Source organism: Pleomorphomonas sp. PLEO, from assembly GCF_041320595.1.
Classification (GTDB): domain Bacteria; phylum Pseudomonadota; class Alphaproteobacteria; order Rhizobiales; family Pleomorphomonadaceae; genus Pleomorphomonas.
On sequence record NZ_CP166625.1, the window covers coordinates 3,291,050 to 3,308,043 of the forward strand.

Annotated in this window: 16 protein-coding genes and 1 riboswitch; of the genes, 8 read left to right on the forward strand and 8 right to left on the reverse strand. The window is 63.8% G+C overall.

What is annotated here, in order from left to right; translation table 11 throughout:
• The first annotated feature begins 4 nt into the window (after positions 1 to 4).
• The 5 genes from hutH to efeO (AB6N07_RS15250) all read left to right on the forward strand — a co-directional run bounded on the left by hutH (position 5) and on the right by efeO (AB6N07_RS15250) (position 5,997).
• On the forward strand, positions 5 to 1,486 hold the full coding sequence (gene hutH, locus AB6N07_RS15230; RefSeq protein ID WP_370673930.1) for a histidine ammonia-lyase: 1,482 nt from the start codon (positions 5 to 7) through the stop codon (positions 1,484 to 1,486).
• A gap of 307 nt (positions 1,487 to 1,793) precedes the next feature.
• Complete coding sequence (gene efeU / locus AB6N07_RS15235) at positions 1,794 to 2,639, forward strand: iron uptake transporter permease EfeU (RefSeq protein WP_370673931.1); 846 nt, start codon at positions 1,794 to 1,796, stop codon at positions 2,637 to 2,639.
• 2 nt (positions 2,640 to 2,641) lie between these two features.
• Positions 2,642 to 3,832: an iron uptake system protein EfeO gene (efeO, locus tag AB6N07_RS15240; RefSeq protein WP_370673932.1), complete on the forward strand. Its 1,191-nt coding sequence runs from the start codon at positions 2,642 to 2,644 to the stop codon at positions 3,830 to 3,832.
• Positions 3,833 to 3,837: 5 nt separating this feature from the next.
• Positions 3,838 to 5,145: an iron uptake transporter deferrochelatase/peroxidase subunit gene (gene efeB, locus AB6N07_RS15245; protein ID WP_370673933.1), complete on the forward strand. Its 1,308-nt coding sequence runs from the start codon at positions 3,838 to 3,840 to the stop codon at positions 5,143 to 5,145.
• A 33-nt stretch (positions 5,146 to 5,178) separates the two neighbouring features.
• Positions 5,179 to 5,997 (forward strand): iron uptake system protein EfeO, encoded by an 819-nt coding sequence (efeO, locus tag AB6N07_RS15250; RefSeq protein WP_370673934.1) that lies wholly within the window; start codon positions 5,179 to 5,181, stop codon positions 5,995 to 5,997.
• Between the two features lie 66 nt (positions 5,998 to 6,063).
• On the opposite strand, the gene ribH is transcribed toward efeO (AB6N07_RS15250), so the two are convergent.
• From ribH to AB6N07_RS15285, 7 genes are all read right to left on the reverse strand, one after another.
• Positions 6,064 to 6,519 carry a 6,7-dimethyl-8-ribityllumazine synthase gene (ribH, locus tag AB6N07_RS15255; RefSeq protein WP_370673935.1) on the reverse strand — a complete coding sequence of 152 codons (456 nt, stop codon included), beginning with the start codon at positions 6,517 to 6,519 and terminating at the stop codon, positions 6,064 to 6,066.
• A 7-nt stretch (positions 6,520 to 6,526) separates the two neighbouring features.
• Positions 6,527 to 7,735, reverse strand: coding sequence for a 3,4-dihydroxy-2-butanone-4-phosphate synthase (ribB, locus tag AB6N07_RS15260; protein ID WP_370673936.1), 1,209 nt, complete (start codon positions 7,733 to 7,735; stop codon positions 6,527 to 6,529).
• The gene (locus AB6N07_RS15265) at positions 7,711 to 8,319 is read right to left on the reverse strand and encodes a riboflavin synthase (RefSeq protein WP_370673937.1); all 609 of its coding nucleotides are present in this window, start codon (positions 8,317 to 8,319) and stop codon (positions 7,711 to 7,713) included. Before AB6N07_RS15265 ends, ribB begins: the two co-directional genes overlap by 25 nt.
• Before the next feature lie 6 nt (positions 8,320 to 8,325).
• Positions 8,326 to 9,333 carry a bifunctional diaminohydroxyphosphoribosylaminopyrimidine deaminase/5-amino-6-(5-phosphoribosylamino)uracil reductase RibD gene (gene ribD, locus AB6N07_RS15270; protein ID WP_370673938.1) on the reverse strand — a complete coding sequence of 336 codons (1,008 nt, stop codon included), beginning with the start codon at positions 9,331 to 9,333 and terminating at the stop codon, positions 8,326 to 8,328.
• A 92-nt stretch (positions 9,334 to 9,425) separates the two neighbouring features.
• Positions 9,426 to 9,577: riboswitch (FMN riboswitch) on the reverse strand.
• Between the two features lie 114 nt (positions 9,578 to 9,691).
• Positions 9,692 to 10,654: an ABC transporter substrate-binding protein gene (locus tag AB6N07_RS15275; protein WP_370673939.1), complete on the reverse strand. Its 963-nt coding sequence runs from the start codon at positions 10,652 to 10,654 to the stop codon at positions 9,692 to 9,694.
• On the reverse strand, positions 10,651 to 11,406 hold the full coding sequence (locus AB6N07_RS15280; RefSeq protein ID WP_370673940.1) for an ABC transporter ATP-binding protein: 756 nt from the start codon (positions 11,404 to 11,406) through the stop codon (positions 10,651 to 10,653). Before AB6N07_RS15280 ends, AB6N07_RS15275 begins: the two co-directional genes overlap by 4 nt.
• Positions 11,399 to 12,172 (reverse strand): ABC transporter permease, encoded by a 774-nt coding sequence (locus AB6N07_RS15285; RefSeq protein WP_370673941.1) that lies wholly within the window; start codon positions 12,170 to 12,172, stop codon positions 11,399 to 11,401. The genes AB6N07_RS15280 and AB6N07_RS15285 overlap by 8 nt, the downstream gene beginning before the upstream one ends.
• Before the next feature lie 137 nt (positions 12,173 to 12,309).
• Between AB6N07_RS15285 and pabB the strand changes: the two genes are divergently transcribed.
• Complete coding sequence (gene pabB, locus AB6N07_RS15290) at positions 12,310 to 13,725, forward strand: aminodeoxychorismate synthase component I (RefSeq protein ID WP_370673942.1); 1,416 nt, start codon at positions 12,310 to 12,312, stop codon at positions 13,723 to 13,725.
• Positions 13,722 to 14,330: an aminodeoxychorismate/anthranilate synthase component II gene (locus AB6N07_RS15295; protein ID WP_370673943.1), complete on the forward strand. Its 609-nt coding sequence runs from the start codon at positions 13,722 to 13,724 to the stop codon at positions 14,328 to 14,330. Before pabB ends, AB6N07_RS15295 begins: the two co-directional genes overlap by 4 nt.
• On the opposite strand, the gene AB6N07_RS15300 is transcribed toward AB6N07_RS15295, so the two are convergent.
• The gene (locus tag AB6N07_RS15300; protein WP_370673944.1) at positions 14,331 to 15,830 is read right to left on the reverse strand and encodes a CoA-acylating methylmalonate-semialdehyde dehydrogenase; all 1,500 of its coding nucleotides are present in this window, start codon (positions 15,828 to 15,830) and stop codon (positions 14,331 to 14,333) included.
• 119 nt (positions 15,831 to 15,949) lie between these two features.
• On the opposite strand from AB6N07_RS15300, the gene AB6N07_RS15305 reads away from it, so the two are divergent.
• On the forward strand, positions 15,950 to 16,894 hold the full coding sequence (locus AB6N07_RS15305) for a LysR family transcriptional regulator (RefSeq protein WP_370673945.1): 945 nt from the start codon (positions 15,950 to 15,952) through the stop codon (positions 16,892 to 16,894).
• The last annotated feature ends 100 nt before the right edge of the window (positions 16,895 to 16,994 follow it).

A 16,994-nucleotide genomic window follows, 5' to 3' on the forward strand; every position in this document is an offset into this window, starting at 1 on the left:
CGGCATGACCGATATCGTCGTCGATACCCATCTCGGCTGGCGCGATGTCGCGGCCGTTGCCGAGGGCGCGCGTCTCCAGCTTTCCGAAACGGCCAAGCAGCGCATCAAAAACGCCCGCGCGATCGTCGAGGCGATCGTTGACCGCGGCATTCGCGCCTATGGCGTCAATACCGGCGTCGGCGCCCTCTGCGACGTGGTGGTTGATCGGCCGTTGCAGCGACAGCTGTCGCACAACATCCTGATGAGCCACGCCACCGGGATCGGAGCACCGCTTGATGTCGTCGAGACGCGCGCGATCATGGCAACGGCGGTCAGCAATTATGCGCTCGGCTATTCCGGGGTCAGGCTGGAGGTTGTCGAGGCGCTGACCGGACTGCTCAACGCCGACGTGACGCCACTGGTCCCAACCAAGGGATCGGTCGGCTATCTCAGTCACATGGCACATATAGCATTGGTGTTGATCGGTGCCGGGCGGGCTCGGGTCGGAGATAAGGTCGTCGGCGGGGCCGAAGCACTCGCGGCGGCCGGTCAAGCCCCAATGGAACTGGGTGCAAAGGAAGGGCTGTCCCTGGTCAACGGCATTCCCTGCGCCACCGGTTTGGCGTCGCTGGCGCTTACGCGGACCGAGCGGGTGCTCGACTGGGCCGACGCAACGGCTGCGCTGACCATCGAGGCGCTGATGGGCAACCCGGCGGCCTTCGACGCAGTCGCGCTGTCGCTTCGAGCGTCGCCCTCCCTTCACGCGGTCGGTGCTGCACTGCGCAATCGACTCGCTGGCAGCGGGATCATTGCCGCCGGTGCCGGTCGCAAGACGCAGGATGCGCTGTCCTTGCGCGCCGTTCCGCATGTGCATGGGGCGGCCCGCGATGCGTTTGCCGCCGTCGCTGATGTGGTGTCTCGCGAGCTGGCGTCGGTGTCGGACAATCCGGCCATCGTCGGTACGCCGGAGGCGCCCGGCGTTCATTCGGAAGCGCACGCGGTCGGTGCTGCCATGGGCCTCGCACTCGACCAGTTGGCAGTCGCGGTTGCCGAGGTGGCGGCAATGGCCGAGCGACGTCTCGACCGCCTGGTCAACCCGCTGATCAGTGGCTTGCCGGCCTTCCTCGCCGCCGACAGTGGCGTCAGTTCGGGCTTCATGATCGCTCAGTATGCGGCGGTGTCCCTGGTCAACGAAAATCGACGCTTGTCGCTTCCGGCCAGCCTCGACGGTGGCATCACGTCGGCGCTGCAAGAGGACCACCTCAGTCATGCGACGCCGGCGTCGCTCAAGGCGCTGTCGGTGATCGAAAACGCCGAGGCGATCCTCGGCATCGAGCTTCTGGCCGCGGCGCAAGCGCATGAGTTCCGCCACGAGGGACGCGCTCCTGGCACGGATCGACTCTATCGGCAGGTCCGCGATGTCGTCCCAAGCTATGCCGACGATCGTCCTCTTGCCGATGATATGGCGTTGGCATCTGGCCTCATCCGCTCGACATCGCCGCTCTGAGTTGCCTGCCCAAACGATCCATGATAATTCTGTATATGAAGTTTCTTATATAAAATATTGAAATATAACAATTTATTGTTTCCCTTAATGTGTTGAATCCATCTGGATCTGCGATCCGCTTCATGTGTTGATTCAGGTGCCTTCGGCGTAAGAACTGGATTTCTTCATGTTGTGAATCAAGCTGCGCGTGTTGCGTAGGATCTACGCATATCTGCGAATGACTCGCAAAAACACGAGCAGTGCTATTGACAGGCGCGCCCTAAATGTTGAAAGCAATTATCATCTTATTGGTCGACAGGAGACCGGGGTGCTGGCGCCATTTCTCATCATGCTGCGTGAGGGCATAGAAGCCGCGCTAGTGACCGGAATCATCGCGAGCTATCTCAAGCAGACGGGGCGTGGCGCGTATCTACCGGTGGTGTGGGTTGGCGTGTTGCTTGCCGTGGCGCTTTCGTTGTTTGCCGGCGCCGCCTTGCAGTTGATGGCTGCCGAGTTCCCTCAAAAAGCCCAAGAGCTGTTCGAGGCGATCATCGGCTTCGTCGCAGTGATCGTGCTGGTCAGCATGGTGTTCTGGATGCGCCGCGCCGCTCGCTCTATCAAGGGTGAGTTGCGTGGGGCAATCGACGCTGCCATGCGGGCACCGAACGGCGCTACCTGGGCGCTGATCGGCATGACCTTCTTTGCCGTGGGGCGAGAGGGACTCGAATCCGTCTTCTTCCTGCTCGCCGTTTTCCAACAGAGCCCGGGCGCTTCCGCGCCGATTGGTGCTCTGCTTGGCCTGTTGGTCGCTGTGGCGCTGGGTTATGCGCTTTATCGTGGTGGCATCCGCCTCGATCTCAGGCGCTTTTTCCGGTGGACGGGCATTTTCATTCTTGTCGTCGCGGCCGGGCTTGCCGCAGCCAGCTTGCGCAGCTTGCATGAGGCGGGTCTGTGGAACCTCCTCCAGGCGCGCGTCTACGACCTGTCCGACACGCTGCCGGTGTCGAGCGTCCTCGGCACCATTCTGTCCGGCGTGTTCAACTATCAGGAAGCGCCGACGGTCGGCGAGGCGGGACTCTATGTCGTCTTCCTCGTTGTGACGCTGACGCTGTTTCTGAAACCCGAGCGGCCAGCCTTTTTCAGGCCGGCGGTGAACGGGACCGAGAAGGGGTAAGGATGTCTTCGCCTGATCCGCAACGCGCCGGTGTTCCGCCGTCGCGACTGATAACTGCTGCGCTTGTCGCGGCGGGCGTGCTGGTGCTCGCCGGCGGCGGGGCCTTCTATCTGGCCTCGTTGAAGGCGTCACGGCCGGTCGAGCCGGGCGCGATTGCCATTCGCGTGGGCGACAAGACTTGCCAGCCGATGGACCTGACGGTGCCGGCCGGGCGCAGCGTGTTCGAGATCGAGAATGCCTCGAACCGGCCGATCGAGTGGGAGATCCTTGATGGCGTCATGGTGATCGAGGAGCGCGAAAACATCGCTCCCGGTTTCCGTTCGCAACTTGCCGTTCGTTTGAAGCCGGGCGTCTACGACATCACCTGCGGTCTCCTCTCCAACCCGCGCGGTAAGCTGACGGTGACCGCTTCGGCGCGCTCGGAGGCGGAAAAAGCCAAGCCTCCGCTCAAGGCATTCATCGGCCCGCTGTCCGAATACAAGGTCTATCTTGCCCTGCAATCGGGCCAGATGATTCAGGCGACAAAGGCGCTGGCAACGGCTGTCGACATTGGAGATTCCACGGCTGCCAAGTCCGCCTATGTCGCTGCCCGGACCGCATACCGGCACGTCGAGGCGGTGAGCGGCCGCATCGCCGATCTCGAGAACGCCATCGATCCGATCGCCGCCTATCTCGCTGGTCGCGAGCAAGACCCAGCCTTCACCGGGTTCCATCGTGTCGAGTTCGGGCTCTGGCGAGATAATTCGACCGCTGGCTTGAAACCCGTCACCGACAAGCTGGCCGCGGACGCGGTGGCATTGCGGGACCGCCTCAAGGCCGTGAAGTTCGAACCGGCCGACCTCGCGAGCAATGCGGCGCGCGAGGCACGGCGGCTTGCCGAGGGACCAGTGATCTCCGGCGACAGTCTCTACGCCGGCGACGACCTCGGCGAATTCGCAGCTGCCGTTGATGGGCTTGAGAAGCCGGTGTCGCTGTTGCAGCCGCTTGCGAACGACGCGTCGCCCGATGCGACCAAGGCTGTGAGCGATGCCTTCGCGGCGGTGAGGGCCGAAATCGTCAAACTCGCCGGACCGGGCGCGGTGCCTGTCGCCTATTCCGAAGTGCCGCCGGACGCCCGCAAGGCACTGTCTGCCACGTTCGTCGCGCTCGCCGACGCTATCGACCGGATCAATCCGGCGCTTGGGTTGGAGTAACAAGGATGCTCGATCCGAAGGATCTCCGCCGCCCCTCGCTTTCTCTCGATCGTCGCCGGTTGCTGAAGGGGCTCGGTGCCACGGCAATCGGTAGCTCGCTCGCAGGTGTCGCCAAGGCTGAAACCGCGCATCACTCGGTCGCCGATGCCCCGGTTGCCAACGCGGCGAGCCAGATCGACAGCGTTGCCTATCTCGGCATCCATCAGGCCGGCATCGTCAATGCCCGCCCGGCCAATGGCATGGTGGCGAGCTTCGATGTGCTGGCCAACGATGCCGGTGAGCTCGAGACGCTGTTCCGGACGCTGACGGCACGTATCGCCTTTCTCACTGTCGGCGGTCCGGTACCCGTTCTCGACCCAAAGCTGCCCCCCACCGACTCCGGTCTGCTGGGCCCAACGGTGCGGCCTGATAACCTGACGATCACCGTGTCTCTTGGTGCCTCGTTGTTCGACGAGCGGCCGTGGCTCGCCCCCTTGAAGCCGAAGCATCTCTCGCGGATGACCCGCTTCCCCAATGACGCGCTCGATGCCGAAATCTGCCACGGCGATCTAACCATTCAGATCTGCGCCAATACGCAGGACGCCACGATCCACGCGCTCCGGGACATTATCAAGGCATCGAGCCGCCAGTTGATCCTGAAGTGGAAGCAGGAAGGCAACGTGCCGGTCATTACGCCGGGGCCGGATGGCCGCGCCGAGAGTGCCCGCAATTTCCTCGGCTTCCGCGATGGAACCGCCAATCCGGACTCTTCGGACGCCACCGAGATGGATCGCGTGGTTTGGGTGGGGCAGGAGGATGGCGAGCCGGCCTGGGCAATGGGCGGCAGCTATCAGGTGGTTCGCATCATCCGCAATTTCGTCGAACGATGGGATCGTACGCCATTCGGCGAGCAGGAGCGCATCATCGGTCGCACTAAAATGACCGGCGCGCCACTCGATCGCCGGGATGGCCGCGAGTTCGACGTGCCTGATTTCGCGGCCGATCCCGAGGGCAAATCAACGCCCATGGATGCCCATATCCGGCTTGCCAACGCCCGCGACGAGGCTTCGAAAGCGCATACGATCCTGCGGCGGCCGTTCAACTACTCCAACGGTGTCACCCGCTCTGGTCAACTCGACCAGGGACTGCTGTTCATTTGCTATCAGGCAAACCTCGAACGGGGCTTCATAACCGTGCAGCGCAAGCTCAACGGCGAACCGCTCGAGGAATATCTCAAGCCAGTCGGCGGCGGCTATTTCTACACGCTTCCCGGAATTCGCGACGCTTCCGATTACCTCGGCAGCTCGTTGATCGCCGCTGCGCGCGGCGCCTGATCCCATATCCATTTCATGAAGGGAGACCGAAACATGCGTATTTCCGGCCTTGTCGGTGCTTCGGCGCTGACGCTCATCCTCTCATCCGGCGCCTTCGCCCAAGAGGCCAGCCTCGATCTCGTCGAGCCGATTGCCGAGTACAAGATCTACGTCTCGGAGCAGGTCGCTAAGCTGGTGCAGGACACCACTGCCTTTACCGCTGCCGTCAAGGCCGGCGAGGTGGACAAGGCCAAGGCGCTGTTCGCGCCGACGCGCGTTTCTTACGAGGCGATCGAGCCGATCGCCGAACTGTTTTCCGACCTCGACGTTTCCATCGACTCGCGCGCCGATGACTACGAGAAGGCCGAGGCGGACCCGGAATTCCCCGGCTTCCACCGCATCGAGTACGGCCTGTGGGAGAAGAACTCGACCGAGGGCCTTGCGCCGGTGGCAGACAAGCTGCTCGCCGACGTCAAGGAGCTGGAAAGCCGCATCGCCTCGCTGACTTTCCCGCCCGAGAAGGTCGTCGGTGGCGCAGCCGTGCTGATGGAAGAAGTGGCGGCCACCAAAATTTCCGGTGAGGAAGATCGCTACAGCCACACCGATCTCTGGGATTTCCGCGGCAACTTCGACGGCTCACGCAAGATCGTGGATCTGGTCCGGCCGCTGATCGCCGCCAAGGAAGCCGACTTCTTGAAGACGGTGGACGCCAACTTCACCACCGTCGATACAACGCTCGCCAAGTACAAGGATGGCGAGGGCTACGTCACCTATGACAAGCTGACCGAGGATGATCGCAAGGTGCTGGCGGCGGCGGTCAATACGCTGGCCGAGGATCTGTCGACTTTGCGCGGCAAGCTCGGGCTTGATTGAGGTCGAATTTCCGGGATTGAGGAAGGCGGCGGTCCGAAAGGGCCGCCGTCCTCGTTTGTGGGGATGTCAGCCCGCCTTGATTTTGTTCAGCGTTGCCAGCGTCTCGACGCAGGCCGCCGCCGCTTCGCGGCCCTTGTTGGCAGCGTCATCGCGGCTGCGGACCAAGGCTTGTTCGTCGGTGTAAGTGGTGAGAATGCCGAAGGTGATCGGCACGCCGGTGGCGAGAGTGGCCTGCATCAGTCCGGTGGCGGCACCGAGGCTGATGAACTCGAAATGCGCCGTGTCGCCCTTGATGACGCAGCCGAGGCAGATCACGCCGGCATAGCGGCCGCTTTTGGCTAGCGTCTGGGCAAGAAGCGGAATCTCGAAGGCGCCGGGAGCCGAGAAGATATCGCCATCGAGCAAAGCTACGCCGCGTTCTTCGAGCTCACGACGCGTGCCGGCAAGAAGGCCGCCGGTTACCTCCTGATTGAACTGGCTGACGACGACCGCAAGGCGCGGTGGCGTAGGGGAAGCTGTCATTGGATCCTCACGAGTCATGCTGGCAAAGGCTGTGGCCGAAGCGCTGGCCCTTGGTGGCAAGGTAGCGGCGGTTGAACGGATTGGGCGGGATGATGAGCGGCACTTGCCCGACGACATCGATGCCGTAACCGGTGAGCGCATCGGCCTTGGCAGGGTTGTTGGAGAGCAGACGCAGGCGGTCGATGCCGAGCGCCTTCAGGATCTGCGCCGCGATCCCGTAATGGCGGGCATCGGCCGGTAGGCCGAGGGCGGTGTTGGCGTCGAGCGTGTCGAGGCCGCCGTCCTGTAGCGCATAGGCGCGGATCTTGTTGGCAAGGCCGATGCCGCGTCCCTCCTGGCCGCGCAGGTAGACCACTACGCCACCCTCGGGGTCTTCGGAGATCAGCCGCTGAGCCTCATGCAGTTGCGGACCACAGTCGCAGCGGAGAGAGCCGAGCGCGTCGCCCGTCAGACATTCGGAGTGAACGCGGACGAGCGGCGTTTTGCCCAGAGGGCGACGCACGATGGCGAGATGTTCGACGCCGTCGACAAGGCTGCGGAAGGCATGGACCCGCAACACGCCATCAGCATAGGCCGTCGGAAGGTCGGCGCTCGCCACCTCCTCGACCAGGGGCTCGGTCGCCCAGCGATGTTCCACCAGCTCTGCGATGGTGAGGACCGGGATATCGTGCTCCCTCGCGAAGCGGTCGAGTTCGGGCCTTTGGGCCATGTGGCCGCTCTCGCCCATCACTTCGCAGATGACGGCGGCGGGCGACAGCCCGGCGAGACGAACAAGGTCGATCGCCCCCTCGGTGTGGCCATTGCGGGCGAGCACGCCGCCCTCGGCCGCCCGGAGCGGGAATACGTGGCCAGGCGAGACGATGGCGCCAGGCGCTACGGCCGGGTCGGCGGCGACGCGGATGGTGTGCGCCCGGTCATAGGCCGAGATGCCGGTCGTAATGCCTTCGCGCGCCTCGATGGAGACGGTGAAGGCGGTGGAGCGGCGGGCACGGTTCATCGCCACCATCGGCGAAAGACCGATCCGGTCGATCTGTTCGCCGGTGAGCGCCAGACAGATCAGACCGCAGGCCTTCTTGGCCATGAAGGCGATGGCTTCGGGCGTGGCGAACTCGGCGGCGACGACCAGGTCGCCTTCGTTTTCCCGGTCCTCGTCATCGACGAGCAGGACCATGCCGCCGGCCTTCAGCCGGTTCAGTGCGCGAGATAGGGCTTGCATAGTGCCTCCACGTATTTGGCGATGACGTCGACCTCGACATTGATTTCGTCGCCGAGAGCGGCAGCCGACAGGTTGGTGTTGTCCCAGGTGTGGGGAATGATGGTGATGCCGATGCGGGCACCATCCCGTGCCGGTTCGATGGTGTTGATGGTGAGGCTGATGCCGTTGAGCGAGATCGACCCCTTTTCGACGCAGTAACGGGCGATCGCGGCGGGCAGGTCAAACTCCAGGCGGCGGGCGTCGCTGTCGGGCGTTACCGAGACAAACGTTGCTTTGCCATCGACGTGGCCCTGGACCATGTGGCCGGACAGGCGATCAGCGAGCGCTACCGAGCGCTCAAGGTTGACCACTGAACCGGTTGTGAGACGGCCAAGATTGGAGCGAGACAGTGTTTCGGGAGAGAGGAAGAAGCGGGCCGTGCCTGCCTCGTCCATCTCCGTCACGGTGAGGCAGACGCCGTTGACGGCGATGCTTTCGCCGAGTTCAAGGTCGGACCAGCCGGTTGGAATGGAGACCACCAGCGAGCCGCCGGTGGCCTCGGCCGTCCGGACCGCGACGGTCCGGGCGATGATGCCGGAAAACATAAGGTTTCAGCCTTTCTTGTTGTGGTTTCGAGAAACGGTGACGCGGTCGGGAGTGCCGTCCCCGATCTTTCTGATGGTGACGTGCTCGTCCCAGATGTCGGTAGCGAGGATGGCGGAAGTCAGTATCGGCCCGGCCTCGACCAGGACCTCATGGACGCTCTCCGTGCCGAGACGGGTGAGTGCTTCGCCAATGTCGGAGAACAGTATCGGCCGCAGGCCGCGCCGTGCCGCTTCGGTGAGATAGTCGGCCGGCACACGGCTGCCGCGGTCGAGAATGGCGAGGATTCGGCGCTTGTCCGGATGGTCCGGGAGCCGGCGGACGGTGAATTCCGGGTTGTCGGCCAGGATCGTACCGCTGCCGGTGAGGATGGCATCGGCGCGGCGACGCATGCGGTGGGCAAGCGTCAGAGAAGTTTCCGACGTGAAGGTGCGGTGGCCCACCGGCGGGATCATCGATCCTGTGTCATCAAGTGCCTGCTTGACCGTGACGAAGGGGAGGCCGGTGGTCACCCATTTGACGAAGGGGGCGATGAGGCGCTCGGTGTCGGCGGCGAGGCGACTGGCGTCGGGATGGTCGAATTCAGAGAGGAAGCGAACGGAGAGGCCGGCCGCGGCAAGACGCGCCGCGCCGCCGCCGTCGACGCGCGGATTGGGATCGGTCTCGGCGATCCATACCTCTCGGGCAGGCGTTGCCAGGATCGCCTCGGCGCAGGGCGGTGTGCGGCCATGGTGGTTGCAAGGCTCCAGCGTGACCACCACGGTGTGAATGCGGTCGATCGTGCCAGCCGCGTTGCAGGCGGCAATGGCGCGAGCCTCGGCATGCAGATCGCCGGCCTTGCGATGCGCCTCGACGGCGAGACTATTGCCGACCGCGTCAAGCAGCACGCAGCCGACCGGCGGATTGGGGGATGTGGCGCCAGCATAATCGGCCGCGACGGCGATCGCGCGTGCAAAGGCATCGGCAATGACGCCGGCAGGCAGAGAAGAACTGGTCAGGTCGTTTAAAGCGCCCATGCGGTCCTCGATCCAATGATCGAACGCACTGGGGGCGCAAGCAAACGCGCAAGCACGCGCGCCTCCGCACAGGAGGACACACGTGTGGCGTCAGCCGTTCTCTACCATCCGGACTATACCGTCGGCCCCGGAATCACACCGGATCTGCTGACCCCGCTCCCAGAAGGGAACGGGCGCTCGCGGGCTGACGCGCTTTCGCGCGATTACCGCCGGTGGGGAATTTCACCCCGCCCCGAGAACGTTCACCGCCATGAAAGGCGGCATCCAAAAGCATAGGCATGACGATCCAGACGCGCAAGATCGGATCGATTACGAAGCGCGCCGTGCACGCGATCGTGTTCGGCGCGCCTCCCCGGCGTTATTTTACGGCGTAGGCGATGGGAGATACGAGATCCTTGCGGATGTCTATTACCCGGTCCTTCGGGAGCATAGCATTGTCCACCATGAAGGCCTGATCGCCCTCGAGATTGGTGATGTCAGCGTCGGTCAGCGTTGGCGTGAAGTCATAGAGCGGCAGCTGCGCCTTTGCATCCTCGACCGAGATCTTCTGCTCGTCCGCGGCGATCTTCAGCGCTTCGTCAGGCTTGGCCGCCAGGAAGTCGAGCGACTTGCGATGGGCAGCGAGATATGCCTCGACGAGGTCAGGGTGCGCGTCGATGAATTTGCCCGATGCGGCGATCACCGTGGTCGGTTGGATGAGACCCTCGCCTGTGGCGAGCGTCTTGCCACCAGCCTTCTCGACGGCGATGGCGTTGTTGCCGGCCAGCGTCGCGACGTCGATCTGACCTGAGAGCAGGGCGGCGCGGGCCGTCGGCAGGTCCATGTTGATGTAGTCGACGTCATTGATGGTGAGGCCGGCGGAGGCGAGGGCCGCGGCCAGGAGCTGATGCAGGGTCGTTCCCTTGGGGCCGGCAATCTTCTTGCCCTTGAGATCGGCGAGGGTGAGCGGACCATCATTGCGGGTCATCAGCGCGAAGGCCTTGGGCGAACGCGAATAGACGGCGATGATGCGGACATCGACGCCGTTGGCCTTGGCGAGGATGGCCGAGGCGCCGCCCAACACCGAGGCGACGTCGATGGCATCGGCGGCGATGGCCTCGGTCTGCTTGGCGCCCGAGGTGATCTCGGGACGCTCGATCTTGATACCCTTGGCACCAAAATCGGCTTCGAGGATACCTTCGTGCTTCTCGACGATCGACGGCACATTGAACGGCGCGGTGACGTAGGTGACGCGCAGGGCCTCAAGATCGGCCGCGAGCACGGGGGATAGTGCACTGGCGAAGAACGCGACGGCGAGGGTAAGGCGGGTAATCGGCTTCATGGATTCCTCCTGGATTTGATCTCGGAATTGAACGGATCGGCGCCGCCGACGAGGCGTGCAAGAATTTGGCGGCGGAGGTCGACGACCGCTGGGTCGGTTGCCTCGCGCGGAAACGGCAGATCGATGGCGACGCGATCGACAACGCGGCCGGTCGTCATTTCGATGACGCTTTCGCCGAGCAATACGGCTTCTTCGACGTCATGGGTGACCAGCACCACGGTGGGGCGGCGCTCGCGCCAGACGTCGACGAGGACACGCTGCAGGCTGCGACGGGTAAATGCGTCGAGCGCCGAGAAGGGTTCGTCGAGAAGGAGAATGTCGGGTTGCTGTGCCAGGGCGCGGGCGATGGCGACGCGTTGCGCCATGCCGCCGGAAAGTTGCGCGGGCAGGGCGCGCCTCGCCTCCGTGAGGTCGACCAGCGTTAGGGCCTCATCGACGCGGGCTGCGATGTCGGTATTGATTAGTCGGCTTTTTAATGGGAAGGCGACGTTGGCTGCAACGTCCAGCCAAGGCATCAGCCGCGCCTCCTGAAAGACCACGCCGATGCTATGGGCAGGGTCGCGTCGGACCTTGCCCGAACTGGGCTCGGCGAGACCGGCGAGCAACCGGAGGAGAGTGGTCTTGCCGCAGCCGGAGCGACCGACGACGGTGGTGATCGAGCCTGTCGGAAAAAGCTCGCTCACCTCGTCGAGGGCGCGGACGTTGCGGCCGGCGGCGTCGTAATGACGGCTCGCGTCGATCAGTTCAAGCACGGGCGGCCTCCAGGTCGGCGGATAGCCAAGGGAAGGCACGACCGACGGCGAGGCGGAGCACGAGGTCGGACAGGAGGCCGATGGCGCCGATGACCAGGATGCCGGCCAGTACGATGTCGGTGCGGGCAAGGTTTTCGGCGTCGATGATCATGTAGCCGAGGCCGGCCGAAGAGGCGATCAGCTCGGCACCGACCAGCGCCCTCCAGCTATAGCCGAGGCTGATACGCAGCCCCACGACAAGTTCCGGCAGTGCCGATGGCAGGACGATGCGCATCAGGATTTCGCGGCGGGTGAGACCGGCGACACGGCCGACCTCGATCAGCTTTGGGTCGACGCCGGCGATCCCGCCACGAAAGCCGAGGAACACCGGAAAAAACGAGGCGAGGACGATGATGCCGAGCTTCTGGGCCTCGCCGATGCCGAGCCAGAGGATCAGCAGCGGTATGAGGGCGAGCGGCGGTACCTGACGGATGAACTCCAGAAGCGGGTCGAGCACGGCGCGAGCCAGCCGGATCGCCGATAGCAGCACGGCAAGTGGCAATGCCAGCGCCACCGACAGCGCAAAGCCGAGGAGCACGCGCTGAAGGCTGACCAGCGTGTGTTTCAGAAGAGCGCCCGAAGCGACGAGATCGGACAGAGCGCTGACCACGGCCGAAGGTGCCGGCAACAGATAGGCGTTGGTCCACCCCTCTCGGCCGGCCAGCCACCAGATCATGGCGATGGAGGCGAAGACGGCGGTGGAGGCGAGGAAGCGTCTGGCTGGCATGGCGGCTGTTATACGTCCAAAGTCTACGCTGTCGAGCGTTATGAGGAAATGTTGAGAATGCAAATCATAAATGGTTTCAGACGTTTGCGATACGCGTTATACCGGACAAACCCTTTGCCTTTGGGCGCGGATGCAAGATGATCGTCACCGCCTTCGACTGTTCCGATCCGATGACTTTGGCGGCGCGATTTCGCCCGCTGCGGCATTTTGCCTTTCTCGATAGCGCGCTCGCCGGTTCGTCTTTCAGCCGTCACGCCTTTCTTGCCGCCGACCCTTTCGCGACGTTTCGCGTTGTCGACGGGCGGATGTTGTGGAATGGCGAGGCGATTTCGCCGCAACCGGATGATCCTCCATCGCCTGGCCGTCGGGCGCTGGCCGAGCTTGCGCGCCGTCTGGCGCTTTATCGGCAAGAGCCGGCGGCTGGCATGCCACCGTTTCAGGGTGGCGCGATCGGCCATGTCGCTTACGAGTTTGGCCGCCTGCTCGAACGCTTGCCGTTCGTACCGGCGCCAACCGAGGGCATCGCCGAACTGGAGATGCATTTCTACGATGTAGTCGTTGCCTGCGATCTGATCGACGGCCGCGCTCACCTCGTCTCCACGGGCTGGCCTGAAACGGAGCCGGACAAACGAGAGAGGAGGGCGCGGCAACGGTCGGAGCAGTTCATGGGCTTGCTCGAAGCAGCGGCGCCGACCGAAGCGCCGTTTGCCGGCCTCGATCACCCGGTGTTCAGGGCCAACCTCGACCGGGCCGGCTACGAGGCGGCCGTGGCTACGACCCGAGACTACATTCTCGCCGGCGACATCTTTCAGGCCAACATTGCTCGACGTATCGAAGTCGACCTGCCGGCCGGCTTTGATGCGTGGGGCTACTACCGGACGCTGCGGGCTGCCAATCCGGCTCCGTTTGCTGCTTTTCTTGATCATGGCAACGTGCGGATTGCCTCGTCTTCGCCAGAGCGGCTGATCGAGGTCCGTGGCCGGCATGTTCAAACGCGTCCGATCAAGGGAACGGCGCCGCGCGCCGCAGATCCGGTCGAGGATGCCGCCCGCGCAATGGCGCTCGCCGCCTCGGATAAGGACCGGGCAGAAAATGTGATGATCGTCGATCTCCTGCGCTCTGACCTTTCCGCGGTTTGCAAGCCGCATACGGTGAAGTTGCCCAGCCTCTGCGCGGTCGAGACCTATGCTTCGCTACATCATCTCGTGTCGACCGTGACGGGTGAGCTTGCCGATGGCAGGACGGCGGTGGACGCGCTTGGGGCCATCTTCCCCGGAGGGTCGATTACCGGCGCGCCGAAGATACGGGCTATGGAAATCATTGCCGAGCTGGAGAAAATGCCGCGCGACGTCTACTGCGGGGCGATCGGCTATCTCGGCTTCGATGGTTCGGCCGATTTCAACATCGCCATCCGTACGGCGACATTCGCCGGTAACAGGGCATCGCTTGGCGCCGGTTGCGGCATCACGCTTTTGTCCGATCCGGCGACCGAATTCGACGAAGCCGAGCTGAAGGCGCGGCGGTTGCTCGAAGCTTTCCGGAGGCCGGCATGATCGTCGTCCTCGACAATTATGACAGCTTCGTCGGCAACGTGGCGCGCTATTTCGTCGAACTCGGCGAGGAGGTTAGGGTGTTGCGCAACGACGCGGTCGAGGTGTCGGGCCTTGCAGCGCTCGGTGCTGAAGCTCTGGTCATCAGCCCTGGTCCTTGTGGGCCTGGCGAGGCGGGCGTTTCCACCGAAGCGGTGCGAATACTGTCAGGCCATCTGCCAATCCTCGGCATCTGTCTTGGCCACCAATGCATCGGCGCCGCTTTTGGCGCGCGTATCGCTCAGGCGCGGGAGCCGATGCATGGGCGATCATCCACGATTGTTCATGAAGGAGATGGCCTATTTGCCGGGCTGCCAAATCCGCTACAGGTTGGGCGCTATCATTCGCTCGCCGTTGAGGTGCCGAAAGGCACGCCGCTTCGTGTCACCGCGCGCGCGGAGGGCGGCGACATCATGGCCATCGAGCATATGGCACATCCGACGTTCGGCGTGCAGTTTCATCCCGAAAGCGTGCTGACCGAAGGCGGCTATTGGCTGTTCGCCAACTTTCTCGCCCGACTACCGGGCAGGGAAGGGCGGCTCGCCGCCGCCCCGCTCAGCCCCTTCTGATCACTCCATGGTCGGCATGATGAAGTCGGCGCCGGCACGGATGCCGGTCGGCCAACGGCTCGTCACCGTCTTGAGGCGCGTGTAGAAGCGGACGCCTTCCGAGCCGTGCATGTGGTGGTCGCCGAACAGCGAAGCCTTCCAACCACCGAAGGAGTGGAAGGCCATCGGCACTGGGATCGGCACATTGACGCCGACCATGCCGGCCTGAATGCGTGTGGTGAATTCGCGCGCGCTGTCGCCGTCGCGGGTGAAGATGGCGGCGCCGTTGCCGAACTCATGTTCGTTGATGAGGCGGACGGCGGTGTTGAAGTCGTCGACACGGACGATACCGAGCACCGGTCCGAAGATCTCCTCACGATAGATCTTCATCTCGGTCGTCACGTTGTCGAACAGGGTGGCGCCGATGAAATAGCCATCTTCGCTGCCGGGATTGACGAAGCCGCGGCCATCGAGCACCAGCGTCGCTCCTTCGTCGACGCCGCTATCGATATAGCCGCGTACCTTTTCGAGATGCGGCTTCGACACGAGCGGCCCCATCTCCGACGCCTTGTCGGTACCGGAACCGATGACCAGATTCCGCGCCCGTTCCCTCAGCTTTTGCACTAGGGCATCGGCTGTGCCCTTGCCGATCGGCAGGGCGATGGAGATGGCCATGCAACGCTCGCCGGCCGAGCCATAGGCAGCGCCCATCAGGGCGTCGGCCGCCAAGTCGAGGTCGGCGTCGGGCATGATCACCATATGGTTCTTGGCGCCGCCGAGCGCCTGGCAACGCTTGCCGTTCTTCGTCGCCATCTCATAGATGTAGCGGGCGACCGGCGTCGAGCCGACGAAGCTGATGGCGGCGATGTCGCGATCATGAAGCAGGGCGTCGACGGCGACCTTGTCGCCGTGCACCACCTGGAAGATGCCCTTGGGCAGGCCCGCTTCGGTCAGCCAATCGGCGATCAGCAGCGATGCGCTGGGGCAGCGCTCCGATGGCTTCAGGATGAAGGCGTTGCCGCAGGCGAGCGCCACCGGGAACATCCACATCGGCACCATGACCGGAAAGTTGAACGGCGTGATGCCGGCAACGATGCCGAGTGGCTGGCGCAACGAGTGGCTGTCGACGCCGGTGCCGACGTTTTCAGAAAACTCGCCCTTCAGCAGTTCCGGCGCGGCGATGGCAAATTCCACCACCTCGATGCCGCGCTGGATTTCGCCGCGCGCGTCGCTCAGTACCTTGCCGTGCTCGGCGGTGATGACGGCGGCGAGTTCGCCGACGCGCTGTTCGAGGATGCCGAGGAAACGGTTGAGGATGCGGGCGCGGCGCAGCGGCGTGGTTGCCGCCCAGCGTGGCTGAGCTACCTTGGCGGCCTCAATGGCCAGACGCACTTCCGCTTCATTGGCCAGCGCGACGCGTCCTGTCTCGGCACCTGTTGCGGGGTTGAATACCGGGGCCGAGCGATCCGAGCCGGGAGAGACGTGTTGGCCGTCGATGAAGTGTCCGATGGTTGTCGTCATTTCACTTATATCCCTCTGGTTGAGGCTGCGTGCGATACGCGCTTGAGGTGATGAAACACCAACGTCCGTTGCGCGGCAATATGCTGGCATGGAAAACCATTGTGCATTAATGTGCAGACATGGACTGGGATCACTTCCGTGTATTTCTCGCTGTGGCGCGTGGCGGACAGCTTTCCGCCGCCGCCCGTCGGCTGGGCGTCAATCACACGACGGTGGCGCGCCGTCTCGACGCCCTGGAAGCCGAATTCGGCGCCGCGCTGTTCGAGCGGCGGCCGTCCGGCTGCGTGCTGACCGAAGCGGGCGAACGGTTGATCCCGCTGGCTGAACGCATGGAGATGGAGACGCGCGCGGCGTTGGCCGCGGTCTCCGCGGGCGAAACGGAGATATCCGGCACCGTCCGTGTTGGCGCACCCGATGGTCTCGGCAACAGCTTTCTCGCCCGCGAATTGGGGCTATTTGCGGAACAACATCCGGGGATCACGGTGGAGCTGGTGCCGCTGCCGGTGAAATTCTCGGTGTCGCGGCGTGAAGCCGATCTCGTCGTCGAGCTGTCGCGGCCGACGACCGGCCGCCTCGTTGCCACCCGGCTCGTCGACTACACGCTCGGTGTCTATGCGGCGGAGGGCTATGTCGCCAAACACGGACAACCCGCGGGTCTCGACGACCTCGCCGGCCACCGTCTTGTCACCAGCATTGACGACTATACCTACTCGTCGGCGCTCGATTATGCGGCGACGTTGCAGGTCTACTCGAAACGGCTATACCGCTGCGCCGGCGCGACGAGCCAATTCGAGGCGATCTGCGCCGGAGCCGGTATTGGCGTGCTGCACGACTTCATGGCGCTCGACGCGGCGGGGCTCGTTCGCATCCTGCCGGAGCTGAGCTTTTCGCGCACCTACTGGCTGGTCGGCCATCCAGGCGCGACCTCGATCGCAGCTATCGCCGCCTGCCGCCGCTTCCTTGTGGAGACGTTCCGTCGGCAAAGGCGGCATTTCCAGCCGCTTGGCACGGCCAAGGCATCGTCGTCTCCCAAAAACGCCGAGGCCGGAAGAGATTTCCAATAAATTCGGAAATATCAGAACAAACTTCCATTCCTAACGTTCAAGCCACAAGCCCATGCTTTGGCGAAGCTGCGACTTTCGTATAAAATTGCGTTGGCCGATC